The organism is Staphylococcus rostri (assembly GCF_002902145.1).
Taxonomy (GTDB): domain Bacteria; phylum Bacillota; class Bacilli; order Staphylococcales; family Staphylococcaceae; genus Staphylococcus; species Staphylococcus rostri.
On sequence record NZ_PPRF01000004.1, the window covers coordinates 20,430 to 40,787 of the forward strand.

23 protein-coding genes are annotated in these 20,358 nt (G+C 38.9%); 17 read left to right on the plus strand and 6 right to left on the minus strand.

Going from position 1 to position 20,358, the window contains the following annotated elements:
• Positions 1–55: 55 nt before the first annotated feature.
• A complete protein-coding gene (locus CD122_RS00655) occupies positions 56–1,000 on the plus strand; it encodes a cation diffusion facilitator family transporter (RefSeq protein WP_103357100.1) in 945 nt (314 codons plus the stop codon).
• A 234-nt stretch (positions 1,001–1,234) separates the two neighbouring features.
• Entirely contained in the window at positions 1,235–1,657 is a 423-nt protein-coding gene (locus CD122_RS00660) for a universal stress protein (RefSeq protein WP_103357101.1), read from the plus strand.
• 95 nt (positions 1,658–1,752) lie between these two features.
• Here the strand turns inward: CD122_RS00660 and CD122_RS00665 are convergent, their stop codons facing one another.
• Positions 1,753–2,124 (minus strand): DUF488 domain-containing protein, encoded by a 372-nt coding sequence (locus CD122_RS00665; protein WP_103357102.1) that lies wholly within the window; start codon positions 2,122–2,124, stop codon positions 1,753–1,755.
• 91 nt (positions 2,125–2,215) lie between these two features.
• On the opposite strand from CD122_RS00665, the gene cidR reads away from it, so the two are divergent.
• From cidR to CD122_RS00705, 9 genes are all read left to right on the plus strand, one after another.
• Complete coding sequence (gene cidR, locus CD122_RS00670; RefSeq protein ID WP_103357103.1) at positions 2,216–3,127, plus strand: cidABC operon transcriptional activator CidR; 912 nt, start codon at positions 2,216–2,218, stop codon at positions 3,125–3,127.
• A 93-nt stretch (positions 3,128–3,220) separates the two neighbouring features.
• Positions 3,221–3,613, plus strand: a complete 393-nt coding sequence (locus CD122_RS00675; protein WP_103357104.1) for a CidA/LrgA family protein — start codon at positions 3,221–3,223, stop codon at positions 3,611–3,613.
• Entirely contained in the window at positions 3,610–4,296 is a 687-nt protein-coding gene (locus tag CD122_RS00680) for an LrgB family protein (protein WP_103357105.1), read from the plus strand. Before CD122_RS00675 ends, CD122_RS00680 begins: the two co-directional genes overlap by 4 nt.
• Positions 4,297–4,449: 153 nt before the next feature.
• Positions 4,450–4,617 (plus strand): hypothetical protein, encoded by a 168-nt coding sequence (locus CD122_RS11845; RefSeq protein WP_169926443.1) that lies wholly within the window; start codon positions 4,450–4,452, stop codon positions 4,615–4,617.
• A 443-nt stretch (positions 4,618–5,060) separates the two neighbouring features.
• The gene (locus tag CD122_RS00685) at positions 5,061–6,029 is read left to right on the plus strand and encodes an ABC transporter permease (protein WP_103357106.1); all 969 of its coding nucleotides are present in this window, start codon (positions 5,061–5,063) and stop codon (positions 6,027–6,029) included.
• Positions 6,030–6,081: 52 nt separating this feature from the next.
• Positions 6,082–6,978, plus strand: coding sequence for an iron chelate uptake ABC transporter family permease subunit (locus CD122_RS00690; protein ID WP_373694269.1), 897 nt, complete (start codon positions 6,082–6,084; stop codon positions 6,976–6,978).
• A complete protein-coding gene (locus CD122_RS00695) occupies positions 6,975–7,796 on the plus strand; it encodes an iron ABC transporter ATP-binding protein (protein ID WP_103357108.1) in 822 nt (273 codons plus the stop codon). The genes CD122_RS00690 and CD122_RS00695 overlap by 4 nt, the downstream gene beginning before the upstream one ends.
• Positions 7,796–8,836 (plus strand): ferrated catecholamine ABC transporter substrate-binding lipoprotein SstD, encoded by a 1,041-nt coding sequence (locus CD122_RS00700; protein WP_103357109.1) that lies wholly within the window; start codon positions 7,796–7,798, stop codon positions 8,834–8,836. The genes CD122_RS00695 and CD122_RS00700 overlap by 1 nt, the downstream gene beginning before the upstream one ends.
• Before the next feature lie 239 nt (positions 8,837–9,075).
• Positions 9,076–9,954, plus strand: coding sequence for a hypothetical protein (locus CD122_RS00705; protein WP_103357110.1), 879 nt, complete (start codon positions 9,076–9,078; stop codon positions 9,952–9,954).
• A 56-nt stretch (positions 9,955–10,010) separates the two neighbouring features.
• On the opposite strand, the gene CD122_RS00710 is transcribed toward CD122_RS00705, so the two are convergent.
• Complete coding sequence (locus CD122_RS00710) at positions 10,011–10,472, minus strand: MarR family winged helix-turn-helix transcriptional regulator (protein ID WP_240624096.1); 462 nt, start codon at positions 10,470–10,472, stop codon at positions 10,011–10,013.
• A gap of 126 nt (positions 10,473–10,598) precedes the next feature.
• Between CD122_RS00710 and CD122_RS00715 the strand changes: the two genes are divergently transcribed.
• The gene (locus tag CD122_RS00715; RefSeq protein ID WP_103357112.1) at positions 10,599–11,228 is read left to right on the plus strand and encodes a nitroreductase family protein; all 630 of its coding nucleotides are present in this window, start codon (positions 10,599–10,601) and stop codon (positions 11,226–11,228) included.
• A gap of 139 nt (positions 11,229–11,367) precedes the next feature.
• Complete coding sequence (locus tag CD122_RS00720) at positions 11,368–12,072, plus strand: GTP pyrophosphokinase (protein ID WP_103357113.1); 705 nt, start codon at positions 11,368–11,370, stop codon at positions 12,070–12,072.
• A 50-nt stretch (positions 12,073–12,122) separates the two neighbouring features.
• Here CD122_RS00720 and CD122_RS00725 read toward each other — a convergent pair whose 3' ends face one another.
• The 3 genes from CD122_RS00725 to CD122_RS00735 all read right to left on the minus strand — a co-directional run bounded on the left by CD122_RS00725 (position 12,123) and on the right by CD122_RS00735 (position 14,803).
• Positions 12,123–12,680: a M23 family metallopeptidase gene (locus tag CD122_RS00725; protein ID WP_103357114.1), complete on the minus strand. Its 558-nt coding sequence runs from the start codon at positions 12,678–12,680 to the stop codon at positions 12,123–12,125.
• Between the two features lie 185 nt (positions 12,681–12,865).
• Positions 12,866–13,723: a CHAP domain-containing protein gene (locus CD122_RS00730; RefSeq protein WP_103357115.1), complete on the minus strand. Its 858-nt coding sequence runs from the start codon at positions 13,721–13,723 to the stop codon at positions 12,866–12,868.
• A gap of 369 nt (positions 13,724–14,092) precedes the next feature.
• Positions 14,093–14,803: a transglycosylase SLT domain-containing protein gene (locus CD122_RS00735; protein WP_103357116.1), complete on the minus strand. Its 711-nt coding sequence runs from the start codon at positions 14,801–14,803 to the stop codon at positions 14,093–14,095.
• A 486-nt stretch (positions 14,804–15,289) separates the two neighbouring features.
• On the opposite strand from CD122_RS00735, the gene CD122_RS00740 reads away from it, so the two are divergent.
• The 4 genes from CD122_RS00740 to CD122_RS00760 all read left to right on the plus strand — a co-directional run bounded on the left by CD122_RS00740 (position 15,290) and on the right by CD122_RS00760 (position 20,094).
• Positions 15,290–16,708 carry a phosphate--AMP phosphotransferase gene (locus CD122_RS00740; protein ID WP_103357117.1) on the plus strand — a complete coding sequence of 473 codons (1,419 nt, stop codon included), beginning with the start codon at positions 15,290–15,292 and terminating at the stop codon, positions 16,706–16,708.
• A 109-nt stretch (positions 16,709–16,817) separates the two neighbouring features.
• The gene (locus CD122_RS00745) at positions 16,818–17,702 is read left to right on the plus strand and encodes an alpha/beta fold hydrolase (protein ID WP_103357118.1); all 885 of its coding nucleotides are present in this window, start codon (positions 16,818–16,820) and stop codon (positions 17,700–17,702) included.
• A gap of 520 nt (positions 17,703–18,222) precedes the next feature.
• Positions 18,223–18,837: a cyclase family protein gene (locus tag CD122_RS00755; RefSeq protein WP_103357120.1), complete on the plus strand. Its 615-nt coding sequence runs from the start codon at positions 18,223–18,225 to the stop codon at positions 18,835–18,837.
• A gap of 42 nt (positions 18,838–18,879) precedes the next feature.
• On the plus strand, positions 18,880–20,094 hold the full coding sequence (locus tag CD122_RS00760) for a Bcr/CflA family efflux MFS transporter (protein WP_103357121.1): 1,215 nt from the start codon (positions 18,880–18,882) through the stop codon (positions 20,092–20,094).
• 56 nt (positions 20,095–20,150) lie between these two features.
• Here the strand turns inward: CD122_RS00760 and CD122_RS00765 are convergent, their stop codons facing one another.
• On the minus strand, positions 20,151–20,357 hold the full coding sequence (locus CD122_RS00765) for a hypothetical protein (RefSeq protein ID WP_103357122.1): 207 nt from the start codon (positions 20,355–20,357) through the stop codon (positions 20,151–20,153).
• Position 20,358 lies beyond the last annotated feature (1 nt).

Consider the following 20,358-nt stretch of genomic DNA (forward strand, 5'->3'; position numbering starts at 1 on the left):
ACGTTATGTCTCCCTTGTTGTAGTATAGTGAAAATGAATAAAGGAGACGATGACTATGGCAAGACATCAATATTTTCATCATGTAGAGCATCGCAAACAACAGACGCACTCTAAGTCGACGTTGTGGCTCTCATTAATTATTACGTTAATCTTTACGATTGTGGAATTTGTAGGTGGACTTGTCTCGAACTCACTGGCATTACTGTCTGATTCATTCCATATGCTGAGTGATGTCGCGGCACTCGGTCTGTCTATGATTGCCATCTATTTTGCAAGTCGTCCACCGACATCTCGCTATACCTTTGGCTTTTTACGCTTAGAAATATTAGCGGCATTTTTAAATGGATTGGCACTCGTCGTCATCTCGCTATGGATTTTTTACGAAGCGATTATCCGCATGATTTATCCAAAACCGATTGATAGCAACTTAATGTTGGGTGTCGCAACAATCGGCTTGCTCGTAAATATTATTTTGACGGTTATTCTTGTACGTTCACTGAAAACAGAAAATAACATTAACATTCAAAGTGCATTGTGGCATTTTATGGGAGATTTATTGAACTCAGTCGGCGTGATTGTCGCGGTCATTTTAATTCACTTTACAGGCATTCAATTGATTGACCCAATCTTAAGTATGATTATTGCGCTCGTTATTCTGCGCGGCGGTTATAAAATTATGCGCAATACATGGCAAATATTAATGGAGGCAGTGCCAGAAGGTTTGGACATTGACGAAATTATTGCAGCGATGACAGCTGTTGAAGGCGTATTAGACGTACATGAGTTTCATCTGTGGTCGATTACAACAGACCACCATTCATTAAGTGCGCATGTCGTGTTGGAAAGTCGCAATAGTGAAGACGCCTATCAGACGATCAACCAGTTAGAGCGCTTGCTTAAAGAAGACTATCATTTATCACATACAACACTGCAAATTGAACATCTTGATGTCAATCATCTGGATGCACAATATTTTGAACACGTACGAGAAGCACAATAGCAAAAATACTGGAGAGTGGGACAGGAATCTCATTTAAAAAAAGATTTCGTTGTACCATCCCCCAGTATTTTTCAAATTATCGACCTGTTTTGAGTTCCAATGGTTCCTCACAAGCATTGGGCAAATTTGTGAAAGCGTTTTAAAAATGTTAAAATATAGTTGATAGAGGTAGGCAATAAGATTCAATGGTTAGCGCCATCATATAGAGCACGTAACAATTGAGGAGGCATTGCTATGTATAACAAAATTCTCGTACCATACGACTTTGGTAATAGCTTTAATAACGTACCGGATCAACTTGTAAAGCTGTCACAAGCGGATGAACAAAGTAAAATTGTCGTTTTTAACGTCGTTTCTGAAACAGAGCTTGCGAACTATGTGCGTTATCAAGGCAAGCATTTTGATGAGGTTGTGAAAGAGAAAGAAGAAGAACTACAACCATTCTTAGATAAGTTGGACGCATTAAACTTATCTTATGAAGTGAAGTTTGCGACTGGTTCAGCAACAAAAGAAATCGTCGCTGAAGTAGAAGAAGGCGGCTACGACGTGGTTGTAATGAGTAATAAACGTTCTGAAATGGACATTAAGCACGTATTAGGACACGTAACACATAAAATTGCAAAACGTGTAAACATTCCAGTGCTTATCGTGAAATAATAATAGCTATTCAGAGGTTGGGATGTAAATTCCAACCTCTTTTTAATAATTCTCAAATAGAAAGCGTAGTAACACCTTCAAGATTGTAGATGTTACTACGCTTTAATCATGCCGTTTTCTAAACATTCACGTAAGATAACGACATGGTTATAAGTTGTATCTTTCGCAGCATACAATAGCACAACGTCTTGATCAGCTGTTTGTACAATGTCCGCCAATTGCTGATACGCTGCATGCTGTGTGTCATTATGTTGTAGTTCAATCATATACTTTTCTCGAAAGGTGTCGAACTTTTGTGGGTCATGGGCAAACCATTTTCGGAGCGCTGGTGTAGGTCCTACGTCTTTGAGCCAGTGATCTAAATGTGCATCGGCTTTAGCGACACCGCGTGGCCATACGCGATCAACTAAAATCCGTATACCTTCACTTGGTTGTTTATGATAGATGCGTTCAAGTTTAAGTGTCATATCAAAAACTCCTTTAGCATAAAAATAAAGCATGTTATGCCCTTATTATAAAGTATATGATATACAATAGTCACAAGTGAGGTGGATTGAGATGGATATTAAACAAATGACGTATTTTGTAGAAGTTGTGAAGCAAGGGGGTATGACCAGTGCGGCACAAACGTTATATATTGCGCAACCAACGATTAGTAAGGCAATTAAAGAATTGGAAGCAGAGTTAGGCGAACCGCTGTTTGACCGGACAAAACGGCAATTAAGTTTAACGGATGTTGGACGGGTGTTTTATGATAAGGCGTCTGAGATTTTGTTGCTGTATCAAAACTTACCAAATGAAATACAGAGTATCGTGAATGTAGAGACGGGGCATATTACGATTGGCTTATCCGCTATTATGGATATGGCACGTTTTACGCAAGTGTTGGGCTTATTTCACCAACAATATCCTAATGTAACCTTTAGCTTGATTGAGAATGGTGGTAAAACCATTGAGGCACAGATACATAATGGGGATATTAATCTAGGTGTCACATCATTACCGGTAGATAGTACGCGTTTTGATGCGTTTCCTCTTTATGCGGAACGTTTTGAAGTGATTATGCATCGCTCTCATCGCTTGGCGCACAAGCAAGCCATTTCCTTGTTGGAGCTACAAAATGAAGACTTTATTTTGTTCAATGAAGATTTCTACTTAAACGATCGTATTGTGGAAGCGTCACGCAAAGCTGGCTTCGTACCGAACATCGTATCACGTATTTCGCAATGGCATTTCATCGAGCATTTGTTAACTGCTAAAATGGGCATTACAATTTTGCCTGAGACAATTGGTCGCATCATCCGTCAAAATGATGAAATTCGTGTGATTCAGTTGGAAGACGAGACATTACACTGGGAGATGGGTGTTATCTGGAAGAAAGACACGCCACTCAATCACGCCACAGAAACATTTTTAGATTATTTGAATATTCACCTGCCGTTAACAAAGACTGAGGAAGATGACCTATAACAAAAAGTAATAGGTTGTATGAAAAAGCTGTATTTTTATAATGAGTCAATAGGGTCTATAATAAACCTATCGAAACGAAGAGAGGTGAGTAGGATGACAGCAATTAAGTATATGAATGTGATATGGCAAATTTCCCTGATTTACGGTATCACACGCTTAGGTAACTGGCTGCAATCATTTTTCCATGTCCCTCTTGCAGGGAGTATTGTAGGATTGATTTTATTCTATACTTTACTGCAACTTAAAATTGTTCGCGTGGCGTGGGTCAAAGATGGTGCAAACTTCCTACTCGCGACAATGGTATTTTTCTTCGTTCCATCCGTGATAGGTGTGATGGATGTTATCACTGAAATCGATATGAACTTTGTTGTATTTTTTGCCTTAGTTGTTATAGGAACACTACTCGTCGCATTAACTTCAGGATTAGTGGCTGAAAAAATGACGATGGGTAAAGTATTCTCTAAAGGACCCCACCGACATATATGACAGCTTTGCAGACTATTACAATGATTGCGCTCACAATCGTAATGTTTGTCATTGCGAAGAAGTTATACAACAAGTTCAAGACGCCAATACTGAACCCCGCATTGATAGCGTCTCTCGGTGTGATAGCCATACTCCTTCTATTTCACATAGACTATCATACCTACATGGTTGGCGGTAAATGGATTAATCATTTGCTGAGCTCTACTGTGGTATGCCTGGCATATCCCTTGTATGTAAACAGACATAAGATTGTTAAAAACTTTAAAATCATCTTTATGAGTGTGATAACAGCGGTAGTATTGAACTTTTCCCTGATCTTTTTCTCTCTCAAACTACTCGGTTATCATCGTGAAGAAATTGTGACATTGCTACCCCGCTCAATTACTGCAGCTGTCGGCATTCAAGTGTCACATCAACTCGGCGGTGAGGACACAATGACGATTATGTTCATCATCGCAACTGGCTTATTAGGAAGTATGCTAGGTGCCTTACTCATCCGTATGACGCATTTCGAGTCTGCCATTGCGCGTGGTATGACATTCGGTAATGCCTCTCATGCTTTTGGGACTGCCCGAGCCCTAGAAATGGACTTAGAGTCTGGTGCATTCAGCTCTATCGGTATGATCTTATCAGCCGTATTGAGTTCAGTTATGCTTCCAGTATTGTTAATGTTATTCTATTAATTCTATTCATTACGTCATGGCATTCCCCCAAGATGCCGTGGCGTTTTTTGCTGTATATTACCTATGAACAATAGGTATTTTGTTACGCAGATATGTATGATTTTGTGGTAAGATAAGCGTGCAGAAAGACACTAATGGAGGTGTATGGTCAACATGAACGTATTGTTGATTATATTAGCAATTGCAGTTGTCGTAAGTTGGGTTGTGGCGCTCCTTGCATTAAAAAATAACAGTGCAGGTAATAAAGCGACGAATACTATGATTGTGGCAGCAGTGTTAACAACGTTATTCTTAATGTTGTTATTTGTTGGACGAGGTTAATGTCATATATAAACGTAAGATTGTCAGATATTGATGAACATCATCAACTGTACAATCTTACGTTTTTTTGGTTCTATACGAGCGAGAACAACAAGCATCAATCATGCACTTTGAAATCAATTGGGAGTGAGACAGGAATCTCATTTATCAAAAAAGATTCCATTGTCCCACCCCTGAAAGGCTGAGAAGGTGTGTGACCAGCCAAGAGCGTAGTCAGACATCAGTTAGCCAATGCCATCTACATGAATACTCAAAATTAAATTGAATGTTTCTATTAATGTCCCAGCTCCCTAAACGATATAAAGGTTTATATATTAAATTTCATAATTTTATTCAAAAAATTCAATTGATAATTGCAAGTAAAGGTGCTAAAATTTAATTGATAATGATTTTCAATTGCGTTGTCGTTATCATTGCTTGTTTTTAAAAAAGGAGACAGAGTGATGCGTTATTTAATGAATGGCTATGTGTTGTTTGCAATACTCTGTGTTCTGACTGTGTGTTCTTTGTTTATTGGTGTAAGTAGCGTGCCAATTCACGCAATCTTTTCACTTGATGAACATCAACTCAATATTTTGTTCGCAAGTCGTATACCACGAACGGTCAGCATTTTAATATCAGGAAGTACGTTAGCGCTCGCAGGTTTGATTATGCAACAAATGATGCAGAACAAATTTGTGAGTCCTACAACAGCTGGAACGATGGAATGGGCGAAACTTGGCATCTTAATCTCATTGCTCTTTTTCCCGTCTCAGCACATCCTTGTTAAGCTTGCGTTTGCAGTGGTATGCAGCCTCGCAGGAACATTCCTCTTTGTTCAAATGATTCAACGTATTAAGTTCAAAGACGTCATCTTCGTACCTTTAATCGGGATCATGTTGGGCGGTATTATTTCTAGTTTCTCAACATTTCTTGCTTTGCGTACGAACGCCGTCCAAAGTATTGGTAACTGGTTGAATGGTAACTTTGCCATTATCACGAGTGGTCGTTATGAGATTTTATATCTAAGCGTACCGCTACTGATTCTTACATATATTTTTGCCAATCAGTTTACTATTGCAGGCATGGGTCGTGACTTTAGTAAGAACTTAGGTTTGAACTATGAACTCATTATGAACATTGGCTTGTTTATTACCGCAACGATTACAGCATTGGTTGTTGTGACAGTTGGTACATTACCGTTTTTAGGTTTAATTGTGCCGAACATCGTATCCATCTTTCGAGGTGATCACTTAAAACATGCATTACCGCATACTGCATTACTAGGTGCGATATTCGTCATGTTCTCAGACATCTTAGGTCGTGTCATTGTATATCCATACGAGATTAATATCGGCTTAACGATTGGTGTGTTTGGCACACTTATCTTTATCGTCATGTTAGTAAGGGGGCGACGTCATTATGTCCAATAAACCTTTACAAAAGTTATTAATCTTAGGTGGCGTCACAGTAATTTTGGCTGCGATGTATCTCTTGATTGGCATCGACTATGAAATTTTTGAATATCAATTCATGAGTCGATTGAGAAAGTTCATCTTGATCATACTCGTTGGGGCAGCGATTGCAGCTTCGACTGTCGTATTCCAAGCGATTACAGTAAACCGTTTGTTAACACCGTCCATTATGGGTTTAGATGCGGTTTATCTGTTCAGTAAAGTGTTGATTTTGTTTGTATTCGGAACGAGTTCCGTCTTTATCACAAACTTTTACTTGAACTTTACATTGTCGCTTGTCGCAATGATTGTCTTTGCGCTCTTGTTGTTTGAAGGTATTTTTAGAGTCGGTCAGTTCTCCGTCTATTTCATCTTGTTAATTGGTGTAATACTCGGGACGTTTTTCCGTAGTTTGACAGGCTTTCTAGAATTACTCATTAACCCAGAGGACTTTTTAGTCGTTCAAAGTGCGATGTTTGCGAACTTTGATGCATCCAATCCACGCTTGGTAATGATATGCGGTACGATATTGGTTATTTTACTGCTCATTACGATATGGATGTTGCCATATATGGACGTCTTGTTACTCGGTCGTGCACAAGCGATTAATCTAGGTATTAATTATAATCAATTGACACGTTTCTTATTAATTATCGTTGCTTTGATGGTAGCGATTGCGACGTCATTGGTTGGGCCGATTACATTCCTAGGCTTGTTGACGGTGAACTTGGCGCACGAGTTGATGAAAACATTTGAACACAAATATATGTTGCCAGCAACGATGTGTATTAGCTGGATCAGTTTATTTTTAGCACAGTGGATCGTAGAGAATCTCTTTGAAGCAACGACACAAGTGAGTATCTTGATTAACTTAATTGGTGGTATTTACTTCATTTACTTATTGATGAGAAGGAGGACGACAGCATGATCCGTATTCGCGGGTTGAACCAAACGATTGACAGCAAACAGATTTTAACGGATATCAATGTCGATGTTCAAAAGGGGCGACTCACCTCACTCATCGGACCGAACGGCGCAGGGAAAAGTACCTTGTTGTCAGCAATTAGTCGGTTGAATGATTATGATTCAGGTGATATCCAAGTTGAAGGGAAACGCATTGAGGACTACAACAGTAGCGACTTGGCGAAACAACTTTCAATTCTCAAACAAACGAATCATACAGAATTAAATATCACGGTAGAACAGCTTGTGAACTTTGGACGCTTTCCGTATTCAAAAGGGTATCTGAAGAAAGAAGACAAAGAGAAGGTTAACGAAGCGATTTCACTGCTTAAACTTGACGATATCCGTCATCGTTATTTAAAAACGCTATCTGGTGGTCAACGTCAGCGTGCCTATATCGCAATGACGATTGCCCAGGATACCGATTATATTTTACTTGATGAACCATTGAATAACTTGGATATGAAACATTCCGTTCAAATTATGCAGACATTGCGAGAGTTGGCTGTATTTCACAATAAAACGATTGTCGTCGTCTTACATGATATTAACTTTGCGTCTGTGTATTCAGATGACATTGTAGCACTAAAAGACGGTAAGCTTGTAAAAGCGGCAGACAAACGTGAAGTGATCAATTCCGCCGTCTTGAAACAGCTGTATGAAATGGATGTTCGCATCGAAACAATTCGTGGTCAGCAAATCTGTATTTACTTTGATGAAATACCTTGTATGTATCATCAGATTCAAAATAAAACATTTACTGAAACAGCAGGAGGAAAATAATGAAAAAGTTAGGATTATTTGTCGTTTTAGCAATGATGCTTGTATTAGTAGCGTGTGGTAATAACAGCGATAGTGACAAGAAGTCAGAAAGCAAAGACAGTGGCGAACAAAAAACAGTCGAAGTTAAAAACGACTTCATGATTTCAGGTGAAGCGAAAGACGGTAGCGACGATAAAGAATACAAAGACACTGTGAAAGTACCAGTAAACCCTAAAAAAGCAGTTGTATTTGACTATGGTACATTAGACACAATGAAAGAACTTGGTTTAGAAGACAAAGTTGCAGCATTGCCAAAAGGTGAAGACGGTGCATCATTACCTGATTTCTTATCAGACTACAAAGCAGACAAATACGAAAACACAGGTAGCTTGAAAGAAGTAAACTATGATGCAGTAGCAAAAGTAAAACCAGAAGTTATCTATTTATCATCACGTACAGCAAACCAACAAGTGATTGATAAATTGAAGAAAGCAGCACCAAAAGCAGCGCTTGTATACATGGGTGCAGACTACAGCAACTATGTAGATTCAATGAAAATGAACGCTGAAACACTTGGTAAAATCTACGACAAGCAAGATGATGTGAAAAAGCTAAACGAAGACATGGATAAGAAAATTGCTGACATGAAGCAAAAAACAAAAGGCTTAGACAAAAAAGCAATGTACTTATTAGTGAATGAAGGCGAATTATCAACATACGGTGCTGGTGATCGTTTCGGTAGCTTTATCTATGATACATTAGGTTTCAAACCTGCAGACAATAACGTAAAATCAAGCGGTCACGGTCAAAACGTAACAAATGAATATGTGAGTGAGAAAAACCCAGATATTATCTTTGCGATGGACCGCGGTCAAGCAATTGGTGGTAAATCAACTGCGAAACAAGTACTTGGTAACGACGTAATCAAAGATGTTAATGCGATTAAGAACGATGAAGTTGTAGAAGTAGATCCGAAGTTATGGTACTTCGCATCTGGTTCAGTAACAACAACAATGAAACAAGTAGACGAGCTTGAAAAAGGTTTAAAATTAGATAAGTAATACAGAGTGGGCAGGACAATCGCGTCTTGCCCCTTTTTATTTGTGGTGGATAGGTTGGACTAGAGGGATGAATAGAAGTACTTATATGAATAGCGCGGTTGTTTAATTGGTCGCTTTCCTATATTCAATATCAAAAGGTGCGAGAATGAATGTTACTTGTTGAATAATTAGTCGAGAGCTTGTACGATTATTTTGTTATAATGATGGTAATTCAGAGAAAAAATGAGAGTGTGAGACAAATGGTAAAAGTTTTAGTCCTAACAGATGGTCAGCCTTATACGAAACGCTACGTCGAGAAGTTATTGGCAGACGGACATGATATCTATGTTCAAGTAGCACCAGGTGTGACACAAAAGACAGCTGGAACGTCTTTAACCGTTGATTTATTCGACCTAGCTGATGTTCAACAAGCAATGACAAATATGGATTTTGTGGTCATTATTGGCGAACCGATACACTCATATACTACACTGACACAAGCCAATCGATATGATAGCGCAAGACTAATATACGAAAACTTGGCGATTGCACTTGATCAATCATCTGTGTCCCGAATTTTAGTCATTCAATCAAAACCGTCACAAGTGATGCAGGAGCGATTTGAAGCCTATGCACTACCCGTATCGTATGAAACGCGTCAGACTAAAAGCTGGCAACGTGGTAAGAACATCTTGTCTCAAGTATCTCAAGACGTCCACTCAGTGCGCTCAATTCAAGCGCTGAACATTCCACTTGGGATTACAATGGAAGGTGCTTTATCGCTCTATGGACGGTTTTTAAGAACGTTACACGGTCGTCTCGTGAACGGTGTTTATGACGGTGAACACTTTACGATTCTCTTAGCACCGTTCAATATACCATTGATTAAAATGAAGCATGCGGAACATAGTCATCGCACGACAAGTGTCATTATGAACATTACAGGTGGTTTGTTAGTCGGCACAAGTGCACGCCAGCCACGCTTTGAAATGCGTCGTCTTGGCGAGGGTTCAACAGTATGTATCATCGGTTTGCATGACTTTGTCCCGAGATTACCGTGGGGCCTTTACCGTCTCGTACAGGCGCCAATGCATATAGCGGTATCACACTTATTCCGCAAATACTGGGAGAAGTTCTAAGCATATAAAAAGCATTGTAACAGGTACCAATGACATACCGGTTACAATGCTTTTTGTTAATTATCATCTTGTGGTGTTGTTAGCGTATATGGAAAATTTTGTCGAACGAAGCGATCTAATATATCCACGAGTGTTTCAGCATCTTCTTTGTCGATGATCATTTCTTTTGCGACACAGGGTGAAATATTCTGTAGTTGGTGCTTGAGTGCTTTTCCGGATGGTGTGAGTGCGAGTTTCAAATTACGTTCATCTTCAGCATCTCGTGTTTTGGTAATGAGTCCTTTTGAGACAAGTTTTTTAATAAGTGGTGTTAGCGTGCCAGAGTTTAAATAGATACGTGCGCCAAGTTGTTTGATATTGAGGACTTCATCATCACCGAATGCGGTGAGTGTTATGTAGCCTGTATAGGTGAGATCATAGCCTTTAAGATGTGCGGAATAACTTTTAATGACTTCTTTGGAAGAAACATAAAATAGGAAGCAAAGTTGTCGTTGTAATTGTCTATGATTATGAATCACGGTCATCCCTCCTCCTTAACGTTATTACTAGTATAACACTTATAACTTGAATGGGTATAAATGATAAAATATAATTGAATTGCATTTGATTTGATTTATTTTAAAATGAGAAAAGGAGTAATTAGCATGACATTAAATAATGATTTTAAAGATATATTAATGGGAAGACGTTCTGTCAAAGTGTTTGATGAGAATGTTAAAATCCCACACGACGAAATGGATGAAATCCTGCGTCAAGCAACAAAAGCACCATCTTCAATCAACATGCAGCCATGGCGCTTTGTCGTTGTAGAATCAGAAGAGGGTAAAGACAAGTTACGACCACTTGTACAATTTAACACACGTCAAAACGATACTTCTGCAGCGATGATTGTTATCTTTGGTGATATGTTGAACTATGAACTTGCTGAAGATATTTATGGTGCGGCTGTAGAGCAAGGCTTTATGCCACAAGATATTAAAGAAGAGCTTGTGAGTCGTTTTGTTGATATGTATAAACAATTAACGCCAGCGCAAATGAACGACATTGTTAAAGTAGACAGTAGTTTAGCAGCAATGCAATTGATGTTAGTTGCACGTCAATTTGGTTATGACACAAACCCAATTGGTGGCTTTGACCATGCACATATTGCTGAAACATTCGGCCTTGATCCAGAACGATATGTACCAGTAGTCATCGTTGCAATTGGTAAAGGCGTAGAAGAAGGTAAACGCACATCACGCTTACCAGTCGATAAAATTCGCAGTTATCACTAAGAAATGTCACCATTCAAAGTCATTAGCTTGATTGAAGGAATCAGCTAGTGGCTTTTTTATAACAAGGTCAAGAAATTTCCATCTTATCGCATTAAATAGTAAGCTAAAGAAGAATACATAATAGTTTGGAGTGAGTCAGATGTTTGTTGAAAAAACAGCACCGCTTAACATTGAAAACTTGAAAAAAGAAATTGAAGCATACACAGAACAAAGTGCCGATATTACAGACGGTTTTGAACAAGTCTTACAATTTGTCGAATTAGAACATATTTATGGTGCCGCATTGGAAGAGATTAGTACGAAATTACGTATTCTCGATGAAGATTTTCAACTTAAAACAGCACACAATCCGATACATCATATGGAACGTCGTGTCAAAAAGTTACCGAGTTTACTCCAAAAGCTCAAACGTAAAGGACTGCCAATGACTGCGGATACAGCCAAAGAGAACATTCATGATATTGCCGGTATTCGTGTTGTGTGTAACTATCTAGATGATATTTACACCGTTGAAAGATTATTGTTACAACAATCGGACATTAAGCTGTTGAAACGTAAAGACTATGTGGAAACGCCGAAAGCAAATGGCTATATGAGTCTGCATCTTGTTGTAACCGTCCCATTATTTTTAACAGACGGCGTGGTTGAAACGCCAGTGGAAATCCAATTACGCACAATTGGTATGGATATGTGGGCGAGCTTAGAACATAAGCTACATTATAAATCGTTTAAAAACACAGATAGTTATCGTGATTTGTTAAAAGAATGTGCAGATGATATCGCGAGTGTCGAAGCTAAAATGCAACGTGTGCATCTAGATATTCAGCATGATGATGAGAAATAACGGAAACCCCCTCCAGCAGTGTAGATATGCTGGTAGGGGGGTTTTTGTCATCATTTAATACGAAACAGGCTGTATTGTTTATCTGGCAGCGTCTCAACGAAGGGTTCAGGGTCTATCGCATTCGCATTGCCGATAGCACCTTCCATACGCTGAAAATGCAAATGAGGTCCAGTAGTATATTCGCCCGTGTTGCCTGATTTGCCAATCACATCGCCTTGTTTTACCACTTGACCGGCTTCAACATTGAAATTATTGAGATGTGCGTACCATTGATAATGGGTATTGTTATCTTCACGTATTTCAATAATCTTTCCGGCGTACTGATTCTGAAAAGTACGTGTTACGACACCATTAGAAGCGGCAAGAATAGGGGTATCTTCTGGTAGGTGATAGTCGACACCATAATGCCGATTGTCACCATTAAATGACAGCCCATTTTTATAACGACCAAATGGTTGCGTTTGACGATCTATTTGTAAGAGGTGACGTCCTTTGTCTTGATACCAGTCAGAAGCTGGTTTTAAAAATTGTTGCGAATGCGTATAGCCAAAGTAGAGTACAATGGCGAATAGTGCTATATAAAAATTTGTTTTGAATAAGCGTTTCATGAGTGTTCCTTTATTTGTTGTAATGACCAAAACGATGATTATCGTACGTTGGTGAGTACCATTGTAGACGGATGTGTCATAGGATACAAGCAAATGGTTTGTAGGAAAATGCATAATTAAACGAGTTTTAGGGTAAACAAAAAAGAGAGTGAACGAATCACTCTCTTTAATATATATTATCCAAATTAGTGGATGTAGTTGTATCCAGCTGCTTGGCCAGCAGATAAAGTACGTGAACTTACTTTACCAACACCTGTGTAGTTCATTTCTGAAACTGTTACAGAACCATTAGCGCCTACGCTTTCAACGTAAGCAACGTGACCGTAACCACCAGCTGTTGTTTGCATGATAGCACCAGCTGCAGGTGTGTTGTTTACAGTGTAACCAGCTGAACGCGCTGCGTTTGCCCAGTTATTTGCGTTACCCCAAAGTGAACCAACGCGACCACCTGAACGCTCATAAGCGTAGTAAGTACATTGACCAGCAGTGTAAAGGTTACCTTGACCACCTTTACCATATGTTAAGCCAGTTGCTACTGGTGCTGATGTAGTAGTTGTAGTCGTTGTTGTTGTGTAGTTGTAGTTTGCATTGTTGTTAGTTGGTGCAGCAACAGGTTGTTGTGCATAGTTTGTGTTTGTAGTTGTGTATGCGTAAGGTACAGCATCTACATAGTTAGTTGATTGTGTATTGTAGTCATAGCTGTTGTTTACAACTGGTGTAGCAACAGTGTTGTATTCAGTTGCATAGCTGTAATCTACAGCATCGTTAGTGTAGTAATAGTAGTTGTATGTGCCGTTCTCGTCAACTTCCCAGAATTTGTAAGATTCGTTGTTGAACATTGATGGGTCCCAGTTACCATCTAAAGTGTGGTGTTTGTTACCGTTCTCGTCAACAGTTACGTAATCTCCAGTAACTTCTGAGTATGTAGTTGTATATTGTGAATTAACGTTAAGTTGCTCAGCAGCAGATGCGTCGTTTGCTGTTGCAACACCGAATGTAACTAAGCCTAAAGTAGCGATTGTAGCAGTAGTTAATTTTTTCATGATTAAAAAGTCTCCTCTGTCGTTTCTTTTTCATATTGTCTGAAAGCATCATAGCATATAAAATATCCGAATTGAATAGTTGTAAACATTTTTACGTCTGAATGTAACATAATTGAAATAAAAGACAATGTGCTGACTCATTCTATATCCGGCTGTTATTTTGCTAAAAGATGCGTCATAATCCTATGTGCGAAAGTGACGTGTGACAAATTTGCTCAAATAAAAGTGACGACAAGTGAAACGTTTTGAAGTGCATTTCACTCTCGTCATTAATGTTACGCTCGAAATAATACATATAAAAGTGGGGGATGAACCCCCATAAAAAAAGAGCCTCTAACACGAGACTCTTTTTAAGTTGTTAAAGTTAGATTAGAAGCCCCAAGCACTTAAACCTTGTGCATTGTATGCTTTTGTAGCAGCAGCGATTTGTTGCTCATAAGTGTTTGTTGGACCCCAACCTGGCATAGTTTGGAATAAACCTGAAGCACCTGATGGGTTGTATGCATTTAATTGACCGTTAGATTCACGAGCAATAATTGCTTCCCAAGTTGATGCAGAAACACCAGTACGTGCTGCCATTTCTTGTGCTGCGCGTGAACCGTAAGCACCTGCAGTGTTACCGTTAGCTAATCTTACGCTACCACCACTGTAAGAAGTTTGGTTCGTGTTGTAGTTGTAAGATGGTGCAGCTTGAGCAGCTGGTTGGTAATAATAAGATTGTTGTTGTGTTTGAACGTATGACGCACCATTTGACTCAGATTGTGTCATAGCTACGTTGTTTACGTCAGCAATTTCAGTTGGTTGAGCCATTGAAGTCATACCGTTTGCATTGTATTCATAACCAAAGTATACGCCGTCTGACCAGAAGTGGTAGTTCACACCGTCTAATGTGAATTTGTAGTCATATGCACCAGCGTGGATTGCATGTTCGCTTAATGAAGCGTCGTTATTTAAAGCTAATTGCGCTAATTCTGCTTTGTTAATTTGTTCTTCTGCTGCGTGAGCGTCAGTTGTATGTGTAGCAACTCCTGTTGCACCGATTGCTAAAGCTAATGATGAAGCTAATAATGTTTTTTTCATAGTAAATAAGTCCTCCATAATAATTCCTTATTTTCTCTCATTTTCAAAAGTTGTTTCAAAAAATTCAACAACCACACTCTACCAACGAAAAATGTATTTGTAAATGTACATCAAGTAACAAAACATTACAGTATGATTACATTTTATGGTTTTGTAACACTCCTGTTATATAAATGTGGGTAAGAAATAGACATGTAACGTATTATGAAAGCATTATATGAAAGGCTTTTTGTTCTGTTAGCTTAAAAATCCGTTATATTACAAATATTACGCGCTACATTTGAACTGTAATGCAAAAAACCTGTGAAAAATGGGTTTTGTTGTTGGGCATTTGTTAAAAAGGTGCTATTTGTTTTCATTGTTTCATTACTATCAGACAGTAGAAAAAAGGGAATCTCACACTTTTTTTAACCAATGATATTTTACGATTCAACATTGATAAGACGAATTTTGATTCAGTATAATAGAAGTAACAGGGGTGAAAATATGAACGAAAAAATCGAACGACTACAGTTACAAGCAGCAGAGTTAACACGTAAAACACACGCACTCGGGATCCCAGTAATGATTGTTTTTGAAGGTGTGCCAGCATCTGGTAAGACGCGCCTTGCTAATGAATTGTTACTCACGTTAGACGCAAAGTATACGCATTTTATCGCAACTAAGACACCGTCGGATGAAGACTTGCGCTATCAATTTTTACAAAAGTTCTGGGAGACATTGCCATCTAAAGGGGACATCAACATTTATTTCCGTAGCTGGTATGCACACTATATTGATTACAAAGTTCATCACATCAAGAAAGCAGTCTTGAAAGATTACGACCACTTATACCATGATATTCAAGCATTCGAAAAAATGTTAGTTGATGATCAACATGAAGTCATTAAATATTACATCAATATAGATGAAGAAAAGCGTCAAGAACACATTGCGCAGATGAAAGATAACCCATTAACGAACTGGAAAGCGCAAGAGTATGAAGGCGTTGTGCCGGCAGATGTATATCAAGAGACGTTTACACCGTTATTAGATAAAAGTTGGGAAGTTATCGATTATACAGAACGTGAAGTTGCCGTTGAACGTATGTATAACCATCTCATTAAACGATTGAAAAAAGCAATTAAACGCAAAGAACAAAGTGTACGTGAAGTTGATGGCCATTTTACTGAAGGCTTTGAAACGGATATGTTCAATCCAGCAACGACAAAAATTAAAAAGCGTACGTACGAAGCTGTTATAGAAGAACTACAAATGCGTTTGCGTGAATTACAATTTGCGCTTTATGAACGCAAGATTCCGTTAGTGCTCGTCTATGAAGGCATGGACGCTGCAGGTAAAGGCGGTAACATTAAGCGTGTGCGTCAGTTGCTCGATCCAACGGGTTATGAGGTGAACACAACAAGTGCACCAACAGATGTAGAGCTAAACCATCATTATTTATGGCGTTTTGCGAAAGTGATGCCTAAGAGTGGGCACATTAGTATTTTCGACCGCAGTTGGTACGGTCGTGTGCTAGTAGAGCGTGTGGAAGGCTTTGCGACGCATGATGAATGGTCACGTGCCTATGATGAAATCAATACATTTGAAAAGATGTGGACGCATGACGGTGCCATTGTCTTGAAATTTTTCTTGTCACTGGATAAAGATGAACAACTTAAGCGTTTTGAAGATCGCCAACAAGATCCAAACAAACAATGGAAGATTACCGATGAAGATTGGCGTAATCGTGAGAAATGGGATGTGTACTTAGAAGCAAGTCACGACATGATTGTTAAGACGGATACAGCACATGCACCATGGCTCATCGTACCGGCAGATCATAAGAAAACAGCACGTATTCAAGTGTTGAAATATATTATCCAAAAATGTGAAGAAAAACTGTGGGGCGTCAAACAATATTAAAAATTACAGCTGCAGTAGCATTCTCAAAGTGACGTATTTCTACTATAATATATACATGTAATATATTTATCGTGAACAGATTATATATAGAATGGTATGAGGTTAGTTTATGTCACTCAATAATTATGAACAAAAGCTTATGACATTAGCAAATCACGACGATGCACAACTCGAAGTCGTGACGATGGGAGACACCACGTCGGATCGTGCTGTTGTGTTGATTCATGGTGCGATTATGAATTATAAAATTATGACAGTGTTCGCAAAATACTTACACGGCGTACGTTTGATTTTTATCAATTGTCCCGGACGTGGTGAGAGTACAGGCTTAGAACGTATGTCACACAGCCTTGTAGATTATGCGACACGAATTAATGAAGCGCTCACTTCAATTGTACAAACAGCGAAGATCCAAGAAATGGCGATTATCGGATATTCAATGGGTGGTTTAATTGCGACAAAATTAGCCGGTTATAATACATTGCCAATCAAACAACTCGTGTATTTGAACAGTGCCGCAAAGATTGACTTCAAAGAACTGCGCATTTCCAAGTTATTGATGGAATTGGTCAAGGATATGAACAGTGACAACCAAGATGGCATGATTAAAAGTATCCCCGAGTTAGTGCTAGATCAAGGTATTTCTAAAAAACATCAAAATACATTCAACTTTACAGAGTATTTTGCGCCGGTCGATGCGATGGTAACAGATTTATTGTACACATTGCGCTCCGACTATCTTGATGATTTGGATGAGATTGCTGAGATGCCTGATGTCTTGTTCCTTTTAGGGGAAGATGATGTGATTTTCCCGAACAAAGACTCTAAAGAGACGATGGAGAAGTTCGAGGCACTTGGTGCAAATGTGCGCAGTGTGATTTATCCGGAAGTGGGGCATCTAGACTTTTTACGTGTGTTGGATAAACCGCATGATGGCGAATTACAAAGTATTGAATCGAATATTAACGAATGGCTTGATATGGCCGCTGAGTAAACATCATGTGATGAGATAGGCGTTACAACGAGATTGTAAGAAATCTATAAAGCGTTGTAGCGCCTTTTTGAATGGAAAAGTTTATTAGAAGAAGGATATGATGGAAAAAGTTTATAATATGATAACCACAATGGTAATAGTTGTGCTTGTTATTGTTACAATGAATGGCTTTTGTAATAGTCACGAGAGAAGCAAAGCGATAATAAATATGTCTGCATTCATCGTTATCATATTATTAGGTGTTATAGCAATGATATACAGTTTTTTTAAGCATAAAGGCACAAAAAGATAGGACGGGCAGTGGGTTTGAGAAAGGTTGTAAAAATGTATTTTCGCGCTAGTCAGCTACTGCCTTCTACATAAATACGCAAACTTAAATAGAATGTTTCAGCTCCGCACGAAATCGACAATTATTATAAAAGTAAGATTTTTGAATTATTTATGAAATTATATGTTGTCAATAATTGCTAGGACGGTTACGCTTATAGGTAAAGATGTTTGGACATAAGGAGGGAATATGATGTGGATTGATATTACGCATACATTGTCTGAAGAGATTGCACCGTGGCCAGGTGATACACCCTTTGCGTTACGCTATTTCTCGACAAAAGATGAGAATGGTAGTGCGAACATTGCAGAAATATCAGGAAGCAATCACATTGGTACGCATATGGATGCGGCGCGACACGTGGCGAATGACGGTTGGACGATGGAACAAGTGGATATTCAGCGACTTATCGGTGATGCGACCATCTTGACGTTCACGGAAACGACAACGATTACACGTGATGACTTGAAACAATGTTCGATTGAAGGGACGATTGTATTGATTAAGACACGTGATGTATCAGATCCAACCGTATTTCCAACGTCTATTACAGTGTTGACGACGGATGCGATTGATTATTTGGCAGAGTTAGGTGTGCATGTTTTAGGTGTTGATGTGCCGTCTGTGGATGTCTTAGACTCAGAAACTTTAGATAATCATCATCGCTTAGTGCAACATCATATGTATCACATTGAAAACTTATGTTTAGATGAAGTTTCTACAGGGCATTATCATTTTATCGGCATGCCATTAAAAATTAAAGGTGCAGATGCCGCCTATTTACGAGCGGTTGTTGCCAAGAAGTAAAATGAAGCTTTAATATTATTGAAAGATATGGGGAAACGTTATATGACAAAGACAAAGATAGATTTATCACATTTATCCTTTATTATTTTATTAGGGGCAATGACAGCATTTGGACCGATGTTGTCAGATATGTATAGTCCCGCATTACCATTGGTTCAAAAAGAGCTTGGAACGTCTACGTCACAAGTACAGTTGACATTATCGATAGCGATGATTGGGATTGCATTCGGACAATTCATTTTCGGTGTGATTGCAGACCGTGTACCACGTAAAAAGCTTGTCTTATCCATCTTAGCATTAGTCATGCTAGCATCATTAGCGAGTGCATTCAGCAGTAGTATCAGCTTATTTATCGCCGCACGACTCATTCAAGGTCTTGCAGGGGGCGGTGCGATTGTTATCGCTCGTGCGACGGTTGGCGAATTGTATCAAGGGGAAATATTGAGTCGTTTCTTTACAGCATTAATGGTAGTTAACGGTATTATTTCAATTTTAGCGCCGTTAGTAAGTGCATTCATCTTAACAGTAGCAGAATGGAGAGCGATTTTCATCGCGTTAGCTGTGATTGGTGCGGTGATGTTTATCGCAGTTTTAACGCATCCAAAAATGAAGACGCTCAATACCACACATCAGGCGCACGACAACTTTAGAGACATTTTCAAAGACTTTAAACGTTTGTTGAAGACACCGCGCTTTTTAGTGCCGATGTTCTTGCAAGGTGTAACGTATGTGATGATTTTCAGTTATGGGGCAGGTGCACCCTTTATTACGCAAAATGTGTACGGCTTATCGCCACAAAACTTTAGTATGTTAATGGTACTGACAGGCATTGGGCTGATTATCTCGAGTCAAGTTGCGAACGTATTATTATGCTTTTTCGATCAATTGAATGTGTTAGCGGGATTGATTGTAGTCCAAGTGATTGGTGCGGGATTAGTCGTCGTTGTTTTACTGTTACATTTACCTTTACCAGTACTTATCGTTGGCTTCATGTTATGTGTGGCACCCGTGACAGGAATTGGGCCATTGGCATTTTCACTCGCAATGCAAGCACGTACAGGTGGTAGCGGTAGTGCGTCAAGCTTACTCGGTTTATTCCAATTCGTCTTGGGTAGTTCTGTTGCGCCACTGATTGGTATACAAGGACCAGAAAGTGTTGTGCCATATAGCATTGTACTTATCACAACGATTGTGTTATTACTTACTTTACTATTGTTAACACGTATTTTACTAAAACCTATTTTAAATAAAGCATAAAATCAAAAGCCGTGTACTTTGATGTCTCTGTCAAAATGCACGGCTTTTTGTTTATTTTAAAAGAAATCAGAAGGTATAACGTCCTCTAAATCAAAATCTTCAATTGCTTGCAGTATGTTACTATTCAAAAACTGTTGCACAGGCTCTTGTGCCATAAGATAATCTTTACTTTCCACAATCGTTAATGGGTGGCCTTGCGCTAAGTAATTGGCAACAAGCACCATAAGACCAATTGCCAGTACTGCTTTTGCAATAAGACGCATC

Excerpts from the sequence above, each read along its gene's own strand:
- CD122_RS00655 (WP_103357100.1), top strand. The coding sequence starts at position 56 with ATGGCAAGACATCAATATTTTCATCATGTAGAGCATCGCAAACAACAG.
- CD122_RS00660 (WP_103357101.1), top strand. The coding sequence starts at position 1,235 with ATGTATAACAAAATTCTCGTACCATACGACTTTGGTAATAGCTTTAAT.
- CD122_RS00665 (WP_103357102.1), bottom strand. The coding sequence starts at position 2,124 with ATGACACTTAAACTTGAACGCATCTATCATAAACAACCAAGTGAAGGT.
- cidR (WP_103357103.1), top strand. The coding sequence starts at position 2,216 with ATGGATATTAAACAAATGACGTATTTTGTAGAAGTTGTGAAGCAAGGG.
- CD122_RS00675 (WP_103357104.1), top strand. The coding sequence starts at position 3,221 with ATGACAGCAATTAAGTATATGAATGTGATATGGCAAATTTCCCTGATT.
- CD122_RS00680 (WP_103357105.1), top strand. The coding sequence starts at position 3,610 with ATGACAGCTTTGCAGACTATTACAATGATTGCGCTCACAATCGTAATG.
- CD122_RS11845 (WP_169926443.1), top strand. The coding sequence starts at position 4,450 with ATGAACGTATTGTTGATTATATTAGCAATTGCAGTTGTCGTAAGTTGG.
- CD122_RS00685 (WP_103357106.1), top strand. The coding sequence starts at position 5,061 with ATGCGTTATTTAATGAATGGCTATGTGTTGTTTGCAATACTCTGTGTT.
- CD122_RS00690 (WP_373694269.1), top strand. The coding sequence starts at position 6,082 with ATGTATCTCTTGATTGGCATCGACTATGAAATTTTTGAATATCAATTC.
- CD122_RS00695 (WP_103357108.1), top strand. The coding sequence starts at position 6,975 with ATGATCCGTATTCGCGGGTTGAACCAAACGATTGACAGCAAACAGATT.
- CD122_RS00700 (WP_103357109.1), top strand. The coding sequence starts at position 7,796 with ATGAAAAAGTTAGGATTATTTGTCGTTTTAGCAATGATGCTTGTATTA.
- CD122_RS00705 (WP_103357110.1), top strand. The coding sequence starts at position 9,076 with ATGGTAAAAGTTTTAGTCCTAACAGATGGTCAGCCTTATACGAAACGC.
- CD122_RS00715 (WP_103357112.1), top strand. The coding sequence starts at position 10,599 with ATGACATTAAATAATGATTTTAAAGATATATTAATGGGAAGACGTTCT.
- CD122_RS00720 (WP_103357113.1), top strand. The coding sequence starts at position 11,368 with ATGTTTGTTGAAAAAACAGCACCGCTTAACATTGAAAACTTGAAAAAA.
- CD122_RS00725 (WP_103357114.1), bottom strand. The coding sequence starts at position 12,680 with ATGAAACGCTTATTCAAAACAAATTTTTATATAGCACTATTCGCCATT.
- CD122_RS00730 (WP_103357115.1), bottom strand. The coding sequence starts at position 13,723 with ATGAAAAAATTAACTACTGCTACAATCGCTACTTTAGGCTTAGTTACA.
- CD122_RS00735 (WP_103357116.1), bottom strand. The coding sequence starts at position 14,803 with ATGAAAAAAACATTATTAGCTTCATCATTAGCTTTAGCAATCGGTGCA.
- CD122_RS00740 (WP_103357117.1), top strand. The coding sequence starts at position 15,290 with ATGAACGAAAAAATCGAACGACTACAGTTACAAGCAGCAGAGTTAACA.
- CD122_RS00745 (WP_103357118.1), top strand. The coding sequence starts at position 16,818 with ATGTCACTCAATAATTATGAACAAAAGCTTATGACATTAGCAAATCAC.
- CD122_RS00755 (WP_103357120.1), top strand. The coding sequence starts at position 18,223 with ATGTGGATTGATATTACGCATACATTGTCTGAAGAGATTGCACCGTGG.
- CD122_RS00760 (WP_103357121.1), top strand. The coding sequence starts at position 18,880 with ATGACAAAGACAAAGATAGATTTATCACATTTATCCTTTATTATTTTA.
- CD122_RS00765 (WP_103357122.1), bottom strand. The coding sequence starts at position 20,357 with ATGCGTCTTATTGCAAAAGCAGTACTGGCAATTGGTCTTATGGTGCTT.